This window comes from Micromonospora sp. WMMD708 (assembly GCF_049315245.1).
GTDB lineage: Bacteria > Actinomycetota > Actinomycetes > Mycobacteriales > Micromonosporaceae > Micromonospora > Micromonospora wenchangensis.
In genome coordinates this window covers 2,283,941-2,302,150 of sequence record NZ_CP186060.1, presented here as the reverse complement: position 1 = coordinate 2,302,150, position 18,210 = coordinate 2,283,941, and the positions used below count along the sequence as shown (strand labels likewise).

The window sequence follows — 18,210 nt, the reverse complement described above, 5'->3', positions numbered from 1 at the left end:
CAGGGGGAAGCATGCGCACCACGCCCGCCACCACCGACACCCACCAAACACCCGCCACCCTGCCGGACCTGCTCGACGAGCAGGTCCGGGCGGACCCCGGCGCGGTCGCCGTCCGGCACGGGCCGGACGGCGTCACCCGCCGGGAACTGGCCCGCCGCGCCCGTGCCCTCGCCGCCCAGCTCCGCGAACGCGGCGCCGGCCCCGACGACCGGGTCGGCCTGTTCGCCGAGCCGTCCGTCGGGCTCGTCGTCGGGGCCTGGGGCATCCTGTACGCCTCGGCGGCCTACCTGCCGCTGGCCCCGGACTACCCCGACGAGCGGCTGCGCTACATGGCCGCCGATGCCCGGATCCGCCTCGTCGTCGCCCAGGACGACCTCGTCGAACGGCTGACCGACCTGGTCCCGCCCGACACCGCCGTCGTGCCGCTGAGCGCCTGGCACGACACGTCCGGACCCGACGTACCCGGGCACCGGCCCCGCCCCCGCGACCTGGCCTACGTCATCTACACCTCCGGCAGCACCGGGCGGCCCAAGGGGGTGATGATCGAACACCGCAGCATCGTCAGCCAACTGCGCTGGCTGCGCGACACCTACCGGCTCGACGAGGCCGTCATCCTGCAGAAGACGCCGATGAGCTTCGACGCCGCGCAGTGGGAGATCCTCGCCCCGGCCTGCGGTGGCACCGTCGTCGCCGGCACCCCCGGCCTGCACCGCGACCCCGAGGCCATCATCGCGAGCATCCGCCGGCACGGTGTGACCGCGTTGCAGTGCGTGCCGACCCTGCTGCGGGCGCTCGTCGACACCGAGCGCCTCGGCACCTGCACCAGCCTGCGGCAGATCTTCACCGGCGGCGAGGCACTGTCCACCACGCTGGCCGCCGACGTACTCAAAGCGCACCCGGCGACGCTGGTCAACCTCTACGGCCCCACCGAGTGCACGATCAACTCCTCGGCGTTCACCGTCGACCCGGCCGGGCTCGACCCCACCGGGCAGTCCGTGTCGATCGGCCGGCCCGTCACCGGCCTGCGCTACGTCATCGTCGACGCCGACGACGCCCCGGTCACCGGCGACGCCGTCGGGGAACTGCTCATCGGCGGCGTCCAGCTCGCCCGGGGCTACCTGCACCGGCCGGCGATGACCGCGCAACGGTTCGTGCCCGACCCGGTCACCGGGGAACGGCTCTACCGCACCGGCGACCTGGCCGCCTGGCAGGCCGACGGCACCGTACGGTTCGTCGGCCGGGTCGACAACCAGGTGAAGCTGCGCGGGTTCCGGGTCGAACTCGACGAGGTACGCCTCGCCGTGGAGGCCCACCAGTGGGTCCGGCACGCGGGGGTGCTGGTCCGCGACGATCCGCGTACCGGGCATCCGCACCTGCTCGCCGTCGTCGAACTCAACCCGCGCGAGGCGGCGCTGATGGACCAGGGCCGGCAGAGCGCCCACCACCGGTCGAAGGAGAGCCGGCTCCAGGTCCGGGCGCAGTTGTCGCACGTCGGGGTGCGTGCCCCGCAGGAGCTGGCCGGACGGCCGGTGCTCGCGCTGCCCGGGGCCGAACCCACCGCGGAGCAGGTGCGGCGGGTGTTCGCCCGCAAGACGTACCGGTTCTACGAGGGCCCGCCGGTCACCCGCGCCGACCTGCTGGCGCTGCTGCGCCCGGCCCGGCCCGACCCGGTGCCGCCGCGCCCGCTCGGGCAGCTCGACCTGGCCACCTTCGGGGAGATCGTCCGCTACCTCGGGCAGTTCGTCAGCGACGAACGGCTGCTACCCAAGTACGGCTACGCCTCACCCGGGGCGCTCAACGCCACCCAGGTCTACTGTGAACTGCACCAGCTGTGGGGGCAGCCGTCCGGCTACTACTACCACCACCCGCTCACCCACGAGCTGGTCCTGATCAGCCCCGCCCCGCCCCGGCCCGAGCCGACCGTGCGGCTGCACCTCGTCGGCCGACGCCGGGCCATCGAACCGGTCTACCAGAACAACATCCGCGAGGTCCTGGAGATCGAGACCGGGCACCTGGTCGGCCTGCTGGAACAGGTGCTGCCCGGGTACGGGCTGGGCATCACCGCCACCAACCACACGCCGCAGACCCTCCGGCACCTCGACTGTGCCGCCGAGGACCTCTACCTCGGCAGCTTCGCGGTCACGCCGTACGCCCCGCCGCCCGACGACGAGATCGACCTGTACGTCCAGGTCCACCCGGACCGGGACGTCGACCTGCCCGCCGGGCAGTACCGCTACCACGGCGGCGAGTTGGTCCGCCTCGACGACGCCCTGGTGCAGCGGCAGCACGTCATCGCCATCAACCAGCAGGTGTACGACCGGGCCGCGATCGGCATCAGCATGATCAGCACCACGTCCACCCGGTGGCGGCGCTACGTCGACCTGGGACGCGCCCTGCAACGGCTGTCCATGAACGACCTCGGCTTCGGCTTCATGTCCTCCGGCTACAGCTCCGAGACCGGCCACGACCTGCCGTCGGCCCACCGCATCCGGGGCATCCTGCGCCGGCACGGGCTGCCCGACGGGCCGTCGTACTTCGCCGTCGGCGGGCGGGTCAGCGCCGCCCAGGTGGCCGGCCGGGGCATGAAGGAGGACGTCGTCCACATGAAGGGCCCGGCGGAGCTGATCCGCGACGACCTGGCCGGTCGACTGCCGGACTACATGCTGCCGAACAAGGTGGTGATCCTCGACCGGATGCCGTTGACCGCCAACGGCAAGACCGACCTCACGGCGCTCGCCGCCCGGGTCGCCGACGACCCGGGCCCGCAACGGCCGTTCGTCGCGCCCCGCACCGACCTGGAACGTCGCATCGCCCGCCTGTGGGCCGAGGCGGTCCGCCAGGACGAGGTCTCCGTCCACGACGACTTCTTCGCCTGCGGCGGCAACTCGCTGATCGCCGTCGCCCTGATCAACCGGCTCAACCGGGTGTTCGGCGCGGCGCTGCCGATGCAGGTCATCTTCGACAACCCGACGGTCGCCCAACTCGCCCGGCGGGTCGCGCAACGGGACCAGGTGAGCGGGTCCCGGCTGGTGCCGTTGGCGCGGGGCCGACAGGGGCGTTCCGTCTACTGCTGGCCGGGCCTCGGCGGCTACCCGATGAACCTGCGGCTGCTCGCCGGCACCGTCGGACGTCCCTTCCACGGCGTGCAGGCGTACGGCGTGAACCCGGGCGAGGAGCCCTACCGCACGATCGCCCGGATGGCGGCCGAGGACATCCGGGCGATCCGGGAACGGCAGCCCCGGGGCCCGTACACGCTGTGGGGCTACTCGTTCGGCACCCGGGTCGCCGTCGAGGCGGCGTACCAGTTGGAGCAGGCCGGCGAACAGGTGGACCAGCTCGTCCTGATCGCCCCCGGGTCACCCCGGGTCCGGGTGCCGGTACCCCCGGGCACGGCCGACACGGCGGACTTCGCCAACCCGACGTACCTGGCGGTGCTGTGCTCCGTGTTCGCCGGCACGGTCACCGGTCCGGTGATCGAGGAGTGCCTCGCCACCGTCACGGACGAGAAGGGCTTCACCGCGTTCGTCCGACGGCACTTCCCCGCCCTGGACCTGCCGCTGGTCCGCCGGATCACCGGGGTCGTCGCCCGCACGTACGGGCTGCGACACACCGAGGCCGAACTCGCCAGGCGGCCGGTGCGGGCCCCGGTGACGGTGCTGCGTACCCGGGGCGACCAGGAGTCCTTCCTGGACACCCCCGTCGCCCGCCGCTCCCTGTCCCCCGTCGTCGTCGACCTGGCCGCCGACCACTACGGGGTGCTGCGCGAACCCGGGGTGCACCAGGTGGTGGCGGCGCTGCCCGCCCGGTCCCGCCGTCGCCCGGTCCGCCCGCACGTGAGCATCACCCACCTGCCGATCGCACTCACCGACGAGCAGCACAACCGGCTGGTGACCGCCGTCACCCGTGCCATGACCCGGGCCTTCGGCTGCGACGAGGACGCGGTGTCCATCGCACTGGAGGCGGTCCTGGAGGAGTGAGCCGGGCCCGGCCCGCACCCGCCCTACCCCGAACCCCGCCCTGCCCGAACCCGGTCCCGGGGCACCGGACCGGACCGACCGAGGAGCCAGCATGACACGCAAGGTCCACTCCACCGTCGAGGTGCGGTTGAGTGAGGAGGTCGCCGACGCCCTCGCCGAGGGACGGGCCGTGGTGGCGTTGGAGTCCAACGTGATCACCCACGGCCTGCGGTACCCGGACAACGCCGCCACCGCGCACCGGGTGGAGGACGCCGTCCGGGAGGGCGGTGCGGTGCCGGCGACGGTCGCCGTCGACGACGGGGTGATCCGGGTCGGCATGACGGCGGCGGACATCGAACGGTTCGCCGCCACCCCGGGCATCCCCAAGGTCAGTGCCCGGGACCTGCCGGTGGCGCTCGCCCGGGGTGGCATGGGCGCGCTGACCGTGGCGAGTTCGCTGATCGCGGCCGACCTGGCCGGCATCGCGTTCTTCGCCTCCGCCGGTATCGGCGGGGTGCACCGGGGTGCCGAGACGAGCATGGACATCTCCTCGGACCTCATCCAGTTCACCCGTTCCCGGGTGGCCGTGGTGTGCGCCGGGGCCAAGAAGATCCTCGACCTCGGGCTGACCATGGAATACCTGGAGACCCACTCGGTGCCGGTGGTCTCCTACCGCTCCGCCGACTTCCCGGCCTTCTACTGCGTCTCCAGCGGCATCCCCAGCCCCTGCCGGGTCGACGACGCGACGGTCATCGCCCGCGCGGTGGAGAACCACTGGGCCCTGGGCAACCACAGCGCCTTCCTGATCACCACCCCGGTCGACGCCACGGAGGCCGTCGACGACGCCGAGGTCGACCGGGCCATCGAGGAGGCGATGGTGGCCGCCCGGCGGGACGGGGTACGCGGCAACGCCATCACCAAGTACCTGATGCGCGCCGTCGACGCGGCCACCCAGGGCCGGTCCTCCCGGGCCAACATGGCGGTGCTGATCAGCACCGCCCGGACCGGGGGCCAGCTCGCCGCCGCCCACGCCCGCCACCTGGCCGACCTCGGGAACCCGGCCGCCGCCGACGCCCCGGTCGCCGTCGGGGTGGCGCACGCCCTGCCCGGCGTGCGGGGGTGACGGCGGTGTTGCGTTGGCTGACTGCAGGTGAATCGCATGGTCCGGCTCTGGTGGCGTTGGTGGAGGGGGTGCCGGCCGGGGTGGCGGTGACTTCTGCCGATATCGCGGGTGAGTTGGCGCGTCGTCGGTTGGGTTATGGCCGGGGTGCGCGGATGGCGTTCGAGCAGGATGAGGTCGAGGTCGTCGGTGGTCTGCGGCACGGTGTCACCCTGGGTAGTCCGGTGGCGGTGCGGGTGGGTAATTCGGAGTGGCCGAAGTGGCGGACGGTGATGGCCGCCGACCCGGTCGATGCGGAGGAGTTGGCGGGTCAGGCCCGCAACGCGCCGCTGACGCGTCCCCGGCCCGGTCATGCCGACCTGGCCGGCATGCAGAAGTACGGTCATACCGATGCCCGGCCGATCCTGGAACGGGCCAGCGCCCGGGAGACCGCCGCCCGGGTGGCCGTGGGTGCGGTGGCGAAGGCCCTGGTGAGGCAGGCGGTCGGTATCGAGATCGTGTCGCACGTGGTGGAGCTCGGTTCGGTGGCCGCGAAGCCGGGGTTGCGGCCGGTGCCGGAGGATGCGGAGCGGATCGACGCGGATCCGTTGCGGTGCCTCGATCCGGATGCGAGTGCGCGGATGGTGGCGGAGGTGGATGCGGCGAAGAAGGCTGCGGACACGTTGGGTGGGGTGGTGGAGGTTCTTGCCTATGGGGTGCCGCCGGGTCTGGGTAGTCATGTGCAGTGGGATCGGAAGTTGGATGCCCGGTTGGCGACGGCGTTGATGTCGATTCAGGCGATCAAGGGTGTGGAGATCGGGGACGGGTGGGTGCAGGCGCGGTCGCGGGGGTCGGAGGCGCATGACGAGATCGTGCCGACGGCGACGGGTGTGCGTCGGGTGACGGATCGGGCGGGTGGGTTGGAGGGTGGGATCACGACGGGTGAGCCGGTGCGGGTGCGGGCGGCGATGAAGCCGATCTCGTCGTTGAACCGGGCCCTGTCCACGGTTGACGTCACGACCGGTGAGGCGGCGACGGCGATCAATCAGCGGTCGGATGTGTGTGCGGTGCCGGCGGCGGCGGTGGTCGCGGAGGCGATGGTGGCGTTGGTCCTCGCGGAGGCGGTGGTGGAGAAGTTCGGTGGTGACTCGGTGGCCGAGATCCGCCGCAACGTGACCGGCTACCTCGACAGCCTCGTCATCAGGTGAGCGCGAGGAGCGCAGCGCAGCGGAGCCCCGCAGCCGCGAACGAAAGACCAATCGAGTGGACGTCCGGCAGGTCGGCGGCGTGCCGACCTGCCGGACGACCCGGACCACCCACCCCGACAGCGCCGCGATCAACGGCACCCGGCAAACTCCACGCTGATCCGACTGAACCTTCGGCTGGCTCGGTGCGTTGAGAGGTCGAAGCCACAGCCTGTCGAGGAGCGCACCGGTGCCACTGACCTCCACGTCCCACCGCCAACGGCTGGAACGACTCGTCGGTGGGGTGCGGCAACGGCTGTCACCACTGACCGGCGTCGTCCGACGGGGAATGTCCCGCCTGCCCGGCCCGCCGATCGTGGCACGGATCGTCGCCGGGCTGATGGCGCTGGCGCTCGCCGTCCTCGCCGGCTTCGCCGCCAGCACCGGATTCGGCACGGCCACCGCCCAGACCGTGGAGGGCAAACCGGTCCCCGCCGAGCAGGTGCCCCTGATCGCCCAGGCCGCCCTCTCCTGCCCGACCCTCACCGCGCCCCGGCTGGCCGGTCAGCTCATGGCCGCCTCCGGGTTCGTGGCCGACGCCCGCACCGACGACGGCGGCTCCGGGGTGGCCGGCCTCACCGACGAGCTCTGGCAGCGGTGGCTGCCCTGGCCCGACGCGCCCCGGCTGGACGTCGCCGCGAACATCGTCGCGCTGGCCCACCACATGTGCGACCTCGTCGGGCAGGTGTCGCACGGCGATATCGACGGGGACACCTGGCAGCTCGCGCTCGCCGCACACCGTTCCGGGATGCCCGCCGTCCAGGCCGACCGGGGCGTCCCCGAGGCGGCGGCCGGATACGTGCGGACCGTCGTCGGCTACGCCGAGTGGTACTCCCGTCAGCCCGACTTCGACCCGGACGCGGCGGACGCGTCACCGACGCCCGCCCCACCCGCGCCACCCGCCGGCAGCGCGCCACGCCCCATCCCCGACGAGCACCTGGCGGCGATCCTCGCCGCCGGCCGGACCTGCCCGGCGGTGACCCCGGCGAAGATCGCCGGTCAGCTCATGGCGGCGTCCGGGTTCAACCCGAACCTGCTCGGCCCCAACGGCGCGCAGGGCATCGCCCAGTTCCTCCCCACCGTGTGGAGCCGCTACGCGACCGCCGGCCAGTCACCGTGGGACGCCGCCACGGCGATCGCCACGCTCGGCAAGACGATGTGCGCCCTCACCACCGACCTGGGTGGGCTCACCGCCGACCCGTACCCGCTCGCGCTGGCCGCCTTCCAGTGGGGCCCGGGGGTGCAGGCCGGCGGCGCACCCGACCTGGGCACGGTGGACGAGAACGCGGGCCGGGTCCTCGCCTACGCCGCCTTCTACGCCCAGGACCCCCGGTTGGGTGGGCGTCCGTCCCCGCGTCCCCCACTGTCGGACACCACCCGGGGACCGGTACTGGCCCTGCCTACCCCCGCCGCCCCCACCGTCGCCGGGGCCGGCCCGGCACGACCCGGCGCCGCCGCGACCAGGCCGGCCCCGGTCACCACCCGGCCCACGACGGCCGCCGCCCGCCCGACCACCGCGCCGCCGGCCGCGGCCGCCACCGGTTACCGCATCCGTGGGTACGGCGGGAACTGCGTGTACGCGCCCAGCGCCGCCGACGGCCAGCAGCTGGTGGTCTGGGACTGCAACGGCTCGGCCCGGCAGAAGTGGACGTTCGGCGGCGACGGCACGATCCGGATGGGATCACTCTGCATGGACCTGGCGGACGCCTCCAGCGCCGACGGCACCCGCATCCAGCTGGCGACCTGCAACGGCGGCTGGGCGCAGAAGTTCTGGATCAACGGCTCCGGCGATCTGGTCAACTCGGCGATCGGCAGGTGCGTCGACATCCGGGACTGGTCCACCGCCAACGGCACCGGCCTGCAACTGTGGACGTGCACCGGTGAGGCCAACCAGAAGTGGACGCGGGTGAAGGTCTAGCGGGGGCCGGCGGGGCGGCCGATCCGGGCCGACACCAGCGCCGTCCCGTCGGCCTCCGCGACGGCGAAGAACGCCAGCGTGTCGATCGCGGCGGGGATCTCCCCGGTCACCTCCTGCGGCCCGGCCGTCGCCGTCCACTGCGCCACCTGGTAAGTGCGGGTGTCGGCGGCGACCGCGTAGAGGCGGTACCGCACCCCCGCCGTCAGGCCGACCACGGTTGCCCGGACGTCGGAGGCCGGGCCGGGGCCGTCGGTGCGGGCCGAGACGGTGACGGACAGCCGGGTGGCGGCCCCCACCCCCTCCACCGTCACCCCGGCGGCGACCGGGTTGACCGTGGACTGTCGGGCGTCGGGCGCGCCGCCCTGCTGCCGCTGCCCGAGCGTGACCCCCAGGGACACCGCCGCGACCATGGCGAGCGTGCCGGCGACGAGCCAGCGCCGTCGACCCCGCCGGGCCCGGTCGGGCGCGCGGCCTCCCGGACCCCGCCCGTCCGCGTCCCGGGAGGGCGGCCGGTCCGCCGGCCCCGGACGCGACTGCGACGGACCGGATGGGGCTGCCGACGGACGCGATGCGGCGTCGACGGCCGGCGAGAGTTCGGGGGCCGGCGTGACGCCGGGGGCAGGCGGGAGTTCGGGGGCAGGCGGGAGTTCGGGGGCAGGCGGCGACCCGACGGCCGGTAGGGCCTCGGCCTCGGCGGCCGGACCGGTGCGCAGGTCGGCGATCTCGCCGGGAGTGAGCCCGGAGAACGCCCCCACCAGGGGGCCCAGCCGGTCGCACTCGTCGAGGCAGATCGTGCAGGTGCCGAGGTGGCGTTCGAACTCCCACTCGTCCTGCGGGTCGAGGTCACCCCACAGGTAGGGGGCGCACTGCTGAAGGGGGGCGTGGGCCACCGGACCGGGGGCGTCGCTGTCGCTTCGGAGGTCGGTCATGGCCTGTCAGCTCTGCTCGGGGAGGCAGCGCCTCGCGGCCCCGCCGCCACAATCGTATGCCATCGCGGTCGTGGTGGACGCCTCACGCACCGTCGACCTCCCCGATGACGGCGCGCAACGCGCGCAGGGCGTAGTGGGCGCGGGACTTGACGGTGCCCTCGGCGATACCGAACTCCGCCGCGATCTCGGCGGTGGACAGCCCCCGGAAGTAGACGGCCTCCACCACCCGACGGTGCTCGACGCTGATCTTCGGCAGGGCGTCACGGATGGTCCGCGCCGTCACCACCCGCTCGGCCACGTCGGCGGTCGCCGGCATCCGGCTGAGATCCAGCGCGCCGACCTCGGTCGGGCGGGCCTGCCGGGCCCGCGCCACGTCGATGGCGACCCGGCGGGCCACGGTGAACAGCCAGCGCCGTTGGGTCTCCAGATCGGCGGCGAGGCTGTCGATGCTGCGCCAGGCCCGCATCATCGTCTCCTGGAGCAGGTCCTCGGCGAGCTGCCGTTCACCTGAGGCCAGCCGGAGCAGGAACCGGAACAGCGGCTCGGCGTGCACCGCGTGCAGCTCCCGCAGCCGCGCGTCGGGGGCCAGGTCGGCGGCGGGTGGCGGGGGCCCGGCGTCGACGGCCGACACGTCGGCGTCGACGGCTGCCGCCACCCCGATGCCGGCCCCGCCCGGCGCGTCCGCGTCCGGCCCGCGAGAAAGACCTGCCAACCGGTGCCTCCCCAGCACGCTCACCGTCCGCGTGACCGGCCGCGCGGGCACGCCCGCCCCTCCGGTCCCACGTCGATCCAGGAGAGCATACGGGGCACCGTCGGACCCGCTGTCGCTGATGCCGCCGGTCGCCCGACGGCGTAACCGGCTCCGATGCGGACGGTCCACCGGCCGCAGCCGCCACACGGTCCCACCGGGTCGGTCAGCCATGCGGGACCGTCGCGGGGGTGACGTCCTCGGCCCGCAGGGTACGCAGGTCCGCGACGGTCGGCCCGGTCAGGCCGCGCAGCCGGCCCGCCTGCCGGGTCACCGCCTCGTCGAGCACCTGGCGGGCGTACCGGCCGTTGCCGAAGGCCGGACCGTGCGGGGCCTGCTCGAAGTGCTGGCGCAGCGCGGTCAGCGTGTCGCCGGGGCAGTCGTACCCGCCGGCGCGGGCCAGCCCCTCGAAGATGGCGACCAGTTCGTCGGCGGTGTACGGGGCGAAGTGGACCCGTCGGGAGAAGCGGGAGGCCAGGCCGGCGTTCGCGGCGAGGAACTGTTCGATCTCCGCCTCGTAGCCGGCGACGATCACCACCACCTCGTCGCGGTGGTCCTCCATCAGCTTGACCAGCGTGTCGATCGCCTCCCGACCGAAGTCGTTGCGGGCGTCCGGTGGTGCCAACGTGTACGCCTCGTCGATGAACAGCACCCCGCCCCGGGCCCGTTCGAACGCCTCCCGGGTGCGGTGCGCGGTGTGCCCGACGTACTCGCCGACCAGGTCGGCGCGGGCCACCTCGACGAGTTGGCCGCCGCGCAGCACCCCCAGCGCGGTCAGCAGTTGCCCGTAGAGACGGGCCACAGTGGTCTTGCCGGTGCCCGGTGGCCCGGAGAACACCAGGTGCCGGGAGACCGACGGTGCGGGAAGGCCGGCCCGCACCCGGGTCCGTACGGCGGCCAGCAGGTCGATCAGGTCGGCCACCTCCTGCTTCACCGCGTCCAACCCGATCATGGCGTGCAGCCGGGCCAGCAGCGCGTCCACCGCACCGGCGGGCGGCCCGTCGTCGGCCGGGCCGGCCGCCGACTCGTCGAGGTCCTGCGGCAGCAACTGGGCCAGCTCCACCCCGGAGGCGGCACCGCTGCCGGACAGCCGGAACGCCTGCCGGCTGACCATCTCCTCGAAGGTCTGCCGGGCCACCCGGGCGTTGCCGAACGACCCGGTACGCGGCATCGACTCGAACCACGACTCCAGGGCGATCCGGGTGTCGTACTCCAGGGCGTAGTGGTGGCTGCTGCACAGCCGCTCGACGATCTGCACCAGCTCCGGTGAGGTGTAGCTCTCGAACTCGACGGTCTTGGAGAACCGGGAGGCCAGCCCCGGGTTCGCCGCCAGGAACGTGCGCATCTGCGCGGAGTAGCCGGCGACGATCACCACCACCTCGTCACGGTGGTCCTCCATCAGCTTGACCAGGGTGTCGACCGCCTCCCGGCCGAAGTCGTGCCCCGAGCCGCCGCCGTCGACCGGGGCCAGGGTGTACGCCTCGTCGATGAACAGCACCCCGCCGATCGCCTCGGTGAACCGTTCAGTGGTCTTCACCGCCGTACCGCCGATGTGTTCGGCGACCAGGTCGGCGCGCGCCACCTCGACGAGTTGCCCGCCGGGCAGCACGCCGAGGGCGGCCAGGATGCGGCCGTAGAGCCGGGCCACGGTGGTCTTCCCGGTGCCCGGCGCGCCCGCGAAGATCATGTGCCGGGACATGGGTGGGGCGGGCAGCCCGGCGGCGGCCCGCCGCCGGCTGATCCGGTGCAACCCGACCAGGGTCGCCACCTCCCGCTTCACCCCGGCCAGGCCGACCAGCGCGTCCAGTTCGGCCAGCAGCGGCGCGGCCGGGTCGTCGGCGGGCGGGGCACCGGCCGACGGCGTCGCCGGCACCGGCACGGCGGGATCGGCGGCCCGCACCGGAGCGGCCGGGTCGGGCCGCCCGGCCGGCTGCGGCGGCCGGTTCGGCCCGTCCGCCGCCGGGCCGAGGTCACCGGCGCGGCCGGTGGGTGCGGGCTCGGCGTCGGTGCCGACGAGTTCCACCGCGGCGTCGTCCACCGTGGTACGCAGCCGCCCGCCCGCGTTGCCCCGCAGCTCCGTCTCGACCAGCCGCACCGGCCGACGCGTCTGCACCAGCACCCCCGGCCCGGTGTTACCGAACACCTCGCACCCGGTCACCTCGCCCTGCGACTCCCCGGCGAACCACACCCCCGGCCCGTCGCCACCCCTCACCCGGCTGCGCCGCAGCTGCACCGTCGCCCCCCGTTGGACGGTCAACCCCGCACCCCGGCTGTCGAGCACGTCCACGCCGGTGGCCCGCAGCCGCCCGGCCGACACGACGAGACCGGTGGCGCAGTCGCGCAGGGTCATCCCCTCCACGGCCAACTCCCCGTCGGTCACCGACACCCCGGCCGACCCGGCGTCGGTCACCGCTCCCCCTCGCGCCCGGAGCCGCGCCGACTCCGCGACCCGCAGCCCCTCCTGCGTCGGCGCGGTGACGGTCAGGTCGTCGACCTCGGGCCGGGAGGTGCCCCGGGCCAGCAGCCCGGACCGGGTCCGGACGATCGTCATCTCCCGGGCGCTGCCGGTCGCCGCGTCGGCGAAGAGCAGACCGACCCCGTCGGTGGCGGTCAGCGTGCCGCCGTCGATCCGGGGCGCCGCCGTGCCGCTGACCACCACCGCAGCGCCGGTCGTCGTCTCAACCCGTAACCCCAGGTAACTGCCGGTGGCGGCGGCCTGCACGCTCAGCCCGTGCCCGCCCTCGACGCCGAGGACGCAGTCGCGCAGCGTCGGGTCGGCGGCCCCGTCGACCAGCACCGCCGGGCCGGTCGCCGTACGGATCTCGCAGCCGGTCAACTCGGGACTGCCCCCGGTCACCAGCACCGGGATGCCACCGGTGTCCACGATCCGGGTGTCGACCAGCCGGACCGTGCCGTCCTCGACCACCACCCCGGGACCGTCGACGGCGGAGACCACGCACTGCTCCACCAGCCCCCGGCCGCCGCCGGTGCACAACAGCCCGCTGCCGCGTACGTCGGTGATCGTGCAGCCGCGCAGCACCGGGTCGCCGCCGGTGACGGCGACCGCCACGGTGCCGATCCCGGCGACCGTGGTACGGACGATCTCACCGGTGCCGGCCCGTTCGAACAGCAGGCCCGCCCCGGCGGGGTTGCCCACCCGACAGTCCCGCATGGACAGCTCGCCCCGGGGCACGTGCACCGCGACCACACCACCGGCCCGTACGCCGCACCGGGTCAGCTTCAACCGACCGCCGCCGACCTGGACGGCCGGCATGTTCCCGCCACCACCGAGCAGCTCGATCCCGTGCAGCGTCACCTCGCCCGCGCCGACGTGCAGCGCCACCCCGTCGCCACCGTCGATGGTGACCGTGCCCGGCCCCTCCTCGGCGATCAGCGTCACGTCGCCGCCGAGCTGGAGCTGTTCCCGGTACACCCCGGGCTGCACGACGACGGTGGCACCGGCCGGGGCGACGGCCAACGCGCCGGCGATCGTCGGCGGGCACCCCGCTTCCGTCTGGGAGACCGCCATCACGGTGCTGTTCACCCCTCACCACCCTCTCGTCTGGTTGACTCCATGCGCCCCGCCACGGGCGGTCACCCCGACGGCGGGGCGAACAGCCGCCCCGTCCCGTCGACGCCGACCCCCACCGGTAGCGGCGGGGTGCCGCCGGCTGCCGCGTCCCCCACCCCGACGGCCGCCCGCAACCGCTCCAGCGTCTGCTCCCCGCCCCGGGTCGGCCGGCCGGCCGGCAACTCCCGCAGGAAAACCAGCCGCAACTCCCGGTCGCCCACCGGCTCGTCCGCCAGCACCTGGAAGCAGGTCCCGGCGGGGAAGACCGCCGTACCCTCGGTCCGGGGTCCGGTGTGGACGCCGGCCGGCGTGGCACGGGCCCCGGTGCCGGCCGTACCGAGACCGCCCAACCGGCGCGCGCCGACGGACCAGATCACGAACCGCACCCCGGCGTCCGGCACCGGCGCGGGCGTCGGGTCGACGTCGAGGAAGGCCGGCTCCACCAGCAGCGTGCCGGGCGGGTAGCCGCCCGGCGGTGCGACGGCCGCGGCGCGGAAGACCGGGCCGAAGACCACCGGCAGGCGACGCAGCCCGTAGCCCACCCAGCGGGCCAGCGCCACCGGATCGTCGGCCGGGGCGGCGTCGCCCCGCAGGACCGCGTTCACCGTCTCCCGTTCCCCGGTGCAGTAGGCGCGGACCGCGACCAGGCCCACCGGCAGGTCCGGCGCGCTCACCGCGGCCACCCGCAGGCCGGGTTCCTCCGCCAGGGTCCGGGTCACCACCTGCGTGTACGAGTCGTAGCGGCCGGCGAGGATCCGCCGCAGCGCCGTCCGGTCCCCGGCGGTGGGCGCACTCCCGTCCAGCCGGAACGTCACCGGGACCCGCGTCGGGCCCGGCGGGGCCGGTCGCGGTCCGGGGACAGCGGCCGGCGGCACGCCGGGGTCGCCGGTCACCGGGCCGGACGCCGGTTCCGCTCGGCCGGGTGCTGTGTCGGGCGTCCCGACCGGGATGTCCGGACGGTCGGGTGCCGGGGCCGGGGCCGGTTGGTCGTGGGCTGCGGCGGGTGGCAGGGTCGGGTCGGGGGCCGGACTCTCCGGGCCGGGTGGGGACGCGTCCGTCGGCTCCGGGGCCGGCGGACGGCCGTCCCCGGCCCCCTCCGGCGACCCGACCCGCAGCAGGTCGAGCCGGGGAGCGGCGACCCGCCGCCAGCGGTCCGCACAGTCCACCGGCACGGTTGCCGGGTCGACGGCCGACGCGGACACGCCGATCAGGAGCACGCCCGGGGTGTACGGGGCCGCACCGGCACCGTCCGACGGCGCGGCGGCCGGCCCGGCCCGGCGGGCGGCGGTCACGGCAGGCTCGGCACGGGTCATGACGGGCGCGGTGCCGGTCGTGGCCGGCGCGGCACCGGTCGTGGCGGGCGCGGCACCGGTCGTGGCCGGCGCGGCACCGGTCGTGGCGGGCGCGTCGTCGGATGGTCCGGGGGTGGCGGGCGCGATGGGTGGCGTGGGAGGCGCGGTGGGCAGGGCGGCCGGGGTGGGGAGGACCGGGCCGAGGTCGGTCACCGTGCGGGCGGTGCCGGCCGCCGGCCGGGGACGCCACCTGCGGAACGTGCCCGAGGTGGTCAGCAGCCCCGTCGCGGTGACCTCCACCCGGGCGTCACCGGCGACGACCGGAGCGCCCAGGGCGTCGGCGAGGGCTCCGAACAGCATCCCGGCCGCAGCGGGGTACGGCGCGTCCCCGCAGAGCACCACGGGTCGCCCGGCACGCCGCAGGGCCGCCAGGTGACCGGCGAGCACCCCGGGTGGCACCGGCCGCCCGTTCACCTGGAAGCCGCCCGCGCCGAGCGCCACCTCGACCAGGAAGACGTCGAGCGGCACCGGCGCCCGCCCTCCGGGGCCCGGGAGATCGTCCCGCCCCACGGGAGTCCCGGTGGGCGGCGTCCCGGCGGGGTCGGGCAGAAAGGACCAGCCACCGGGGACCGGTCGTCCCGGCGGGCGGCCCCGGTCAACGGCCGGCTGCCCGCCGGGAGCAGCCGGACCGCCACCACCCGTCCGCCCCGGCCGTCCCGCGTCCTCAACGGACCCGACGGGCCCGGCGGCCGGTGGTGGCCAGGCGGCGGGCAGCCAGGTGTAGCCGTCTCCGACCGGGGCGACCAGCCAGCCCTCGGGGCCGCCGACCGGCCGGGACGGCCCGGCAGGTGGCGGGCACCAGGCGGCGGGCGGCTGCTCCGGTCGGGCCGGCCCACCGTCGGCGACGATCCACCGGTGGGCCACCGGTACCGCCCGGGTGGACACGGCCGGGGCGTCCAGCGGCACCGCCCCGTCGATCCCGAGATCCGTGGCGAGCCCGGCCGCCAGGTCAGGCACCGCCACCGGGTCGGCGTAACCGCCGAGCGGGACCAGCCGGAACCCGGCGGCCGACCCGCCGAGCTGGCGGGGCAGCAGATCGGCCAGGAGAGCGAACAGGTCCGGCCGGGCCGACACGGTCGCCGAGCAGAGCACCACGGTACGGTCCGGGTCGGCCGGCAGCCGGTCGGCCACCCCGGCCAGGGCGGCGGACGGCTCCGTGGCGGTATGGACGACGAGCACGGCACCGGCGACGGCGGCGTGTACGTGATCGGGCGGGTCGGTCATCGTGGTCAGCCCGCCGCCCGTCGGACCGCGCCGGTGGCCTCGGCCAGCGCCGCCCGGCACCGGTGCACCGCCACCGCGTCCACGTCGGGGGGTGCGTAGCCGGCCGCCCGGACCGCCGCCAGCAGGCCCTCGTCCGGGGCGATCCGGTACCGGGTGAGGTAGTGCGCGGTGGCGGCGGACCAGATCCACCGGCCGTCGCCGAGCAGGTCCACCGGCACCGTGCGGCCCGGGGTGACCACGTCGGGCACCCGGGCCGGACTCGTGACGAGGGGGACCCCGGCGGCGAGGTAGCCGGCGACCCGGTTCGCCTCCACGGTCGACAGTCGGGCCCGGTCGGGGCCGAACGTCGGGTTCCCGGTCGCGTCGAGGGTGTCGAAGATGGCCGCAATGCGTACCCGCCCGGCCGGTCGGGCGGCCCAGAGCAGGACGGCCCCCGCAAGCGCCCGCCGGTGGTGCGCCGGCAGCCCGGCGAGGTGCCCGAAGACCTCGACCAGCGGGTCGGTCCCGCCCACCGCCACCAGGGCGGCCTGGAGCCGCGCGGTGAGCGCGACCGCCCCGGCGCGGGCCTGCACCAGGTAGACCCGGGTGGCCGGCGGGTACGGCGTCGCCGGGGCGGGCCGTCGCCAGACCCGCCACAGCCCGACCGGCTTCGCCTCCCCGCTGGCGAGGGCGTCGACGAGGGCGTCGACGGCGGCCCGGTCGACCTCGTCCACCCCATCGGACGCGGCGTGGGCGTCCACGCCGGAGGCGGCCGACCCGGGCGGGCCGGCGGCGTGGCTGCCACCGGGCGGCGTGGGGCCGGTGGGCGGGTCCGGCGTCCAGAGGTAGGGCGGGGTGCGGGCGTCCCCGGCGCGGGGCAGGCCGGCGAGCAGGTCGTCGGGCGCACCGGCGGCGGTGAGCAGCAGCACGTCGGGGTCGGTCAGCCGGATCTGCCGGGTAGCGGCGGCGAAGGCCACCATCCGGGCGACCTCGGTCACCTGACCGTCGGCCAGCCGGGCGCGGGCGGTGCCGAGCAGCGCGGCGGGGGCCTGCCCGGCGATCCGCAGCAGGAGCCGGTGCATCGCCGACGGCACGCTCATGCCTCCACAACGGCCGGCTCGACGTGCTGGTTCACCCCGGTCCGGGCGGGGTCGCACATCGCCGCGAAGAGGTACGACAGCGAACGGTGCACCGCCACCGCGTCGAGGGTCGGGGCGGTGTAGTCGGCGGCCCGGATCGCCGCGAGCAGGTCCGGTTCGGGGGCGAACCCGTACTGGTCGGCGTAGTAGGTGACCGCCTCCGACCACAGCCACCGCCCGTCGCCCCGCACGCCCGTGGGCACCTGGTCGGCGGCCGACGCCGGATCGAAGCCGTCAGCCGACCGGTGCGGGCTGGTCAGCAGCGGCACACCCGCGCCGAGGTAGGCCACGACCCGTTCCGCCTCGTCGTCGGCGAGGGTGCCGGGTGGGTCGGCGGGGTCCGGCGGGGCGGCCGTCCGCAGCGGGGCGGCGGGGCGGTCCGCCCACAGCAGCGCCGAGTAGGCCAACGCCCGCCGCTGGTACTCCGGCAGCTCCACCGGCTCACCGAACGCCTCCACCAGCGGATGCCGTTCCCCGGCCGCCTCCAGGGCGGACCCGATCCGGGCCGCGAGGACGACCGGATCCGCGCCCTGCACGAGGTAGAGCCGCTTCGGCGCCGGATACGGCGTGTCCACGGCCGGGTACCGCCAGGCCCGCCAGAGCCCCACCGGCCCCGGTGCGGCAGGCACCGCGGCCACGGCCGCCCGGTCGAGGTCGTCGGGCCCGCCCGGACCGTCGCCACCCACCGTCAGGTCCATGCTGTACGGCAGCCGCCCGCCGGCCCCGGCCAGCACCTGCGGGCCCACCGGGGCCATCCCGTACGCCACCGGCGGGGCTTCGCCGGTGGACAGCCCGGCGAGCACGTCGTCGTCCGCACCGGCGTCGGCCAGGACCCCGGCCAGCAGCACGCGCTCGGACGCGGTGAGTCCGATCCCTGCGGTCAGGCAGGTGAACGCCACCGCCTGGGCCACCTCGGCGAGCTGACCGGTCGCGAGCCACTGCCGGGCCGCGCTGACCACCTCGTCCGGGGCCTGCCCGGCGAGGCGCAGCAGCAGCCGGTGCACGGCGGTACGCCGATCGGTGGTCGGCCCGGTCGTCGTGGTCATGCCCC

At 75.4% G+C, this 18,210-nt stretch carries 10 protein-coding genes; 4 read left to right on the top strand and 6 right to left on the bottom strand.

What is annotated here, in order from left to right; genetic code table 11:
• Positions 1-11: 11 nt before the first annotated feature.
• From ACN260_RS10260 to ACN260_RS10245, 4 genes are all read left to right on the top strand, one after another.
• Positions 12-3,977, top strand: coding sequence for an amino acid adenylation domain-containing protein (locus tag ACN260_RS10260; RefSeq protein ID WP_422755730.1), 3,966 nt, complete (start codon positions 12-14; stop codon positions 3,975-3,977).
• A 91-nt stretch (positions 3,978-4,068) separates the two neighbouring features.
• Positions 4,069-5,079, top strand: coding sequence for a pseudouridine-5'-phosphate glycosidase (locus tag ACN260_RS10255; RefSeq protein WP_422755729.1), 1,011 nt, complete (start codon positions 4,069-4,071; stop codon positions 5,077-5,079).
• A 5-nt stretch (positions 5,080-5,084) separates the two neighbouring features.
• The gene (aroC, locus tag ACN260_RS10250; protein ID WP_422755728.1) at positions 5,085-6,263 is read left to right on the top strand and encodes a chorismate synthase; all 1,179 of its coding nucleotides are present in this window, start codon (positions 5,085-5,087) and stop codon (positions 6,261-6,263) included.
• A 226-nt stretch (positions 6,264-6,489) separates the two neighbouring features.
• The gene (locus tag ACN260_RS10245; RefSeq protein ID WP_422755727.1) at positions 6,490-8,217 is read left to right on the top strand and encodes a ricin-type beta-trefoil lectin domain protein; all 1,728 of its coding nucleotides are present in this window, start codon (positions 6,490-6,492) and stop codon (positions 8,215-8,217) included.
• Here the strand turns inward: ACN260_RS10245 and ACN260_RS10240 are convergent.
• From ACN260_RS10240 to ACN260_RS10215, 6 genes are all read right to left on the bottom strand, one after another.
• Entirely contained in the window at positions 8,214-9,146 is a 933-nt protein-coding gene (locus ACN260_RS10240) for a hypothetical protein (protein ID WP_422755726.1), read from the bottom strand. The two genes, ACN260_RS10245 and ACN260_RS10240, sit on opposite strands and share 4 nt — an antisense overlap.
• 82 nt (positions 9,147-9,228) lie before the next feature.
• Positions 9,229-9,858 carry a sigma-70 family RNA polymerase sigma factor gene (locus tag ACN260_RS10235; protein ID WP_422755725.1) on the bottom strand — a complete coding sequence of 210 codons (630 nt, stop codon included), beginning with the start codon at positions 9,856-9,858 and terminating at the stop codon, positions 9,229-9,231.
• 202 nt (positions 9,859-10,060) lie between these two features.
• Complete coding sequence (locus ACN260_RS10230) at positions 10,061-13,438, bottom strand: AAA family ATPase (protein ID WP_422755724.1); 3,378 nt, start codon at positions 13,436-13,438, stop codon at positions 10,061-10,063.
• Positions 13,439-13,488: 50 nt separating this feature from the next.
• A complete protein-coding gene (locus ACN260_RS10225) occupies positions 13,489-16,041 on the bottom strand; it encodes a hypothetical protein (RefSeq protein ID WP_422755723.1) in 2,553 nt (850 codons plus the stop codon).
• A 5-nt stretch (positions 16,042-16,046) separates the two neighbouring features.
• Positions 16,047-17,120: a hypothetical protein gene (locus ACN260_RS10220; RefSeq protein WP_422755722.1), complete on the bottom strand. Its 1,074-nt coding sequence runs from the start codon at positions 17,118-17,120 to the stop codon at positions 16,047-16,049.
• Positions 17,117-18,205 carry a hypothetical protein gene (locus ACN260_RS10215; protein WP_422755721.1) on the bottom strand — a complete coding sequence of 363 codons (1,089 nt, stop codon included), beginning with the start codon at positions 18,203-18,205 and terminating at the stop codon, positions 17,117-17,119. The genes ACN260_RS10220 and ACN260_RS10215 overlap by 4 nt, the downstream gene beginning before the upstream one ends.
• Between the last annotated feature and the right edge of the window lie 5 nt (positions 18,206-18,210).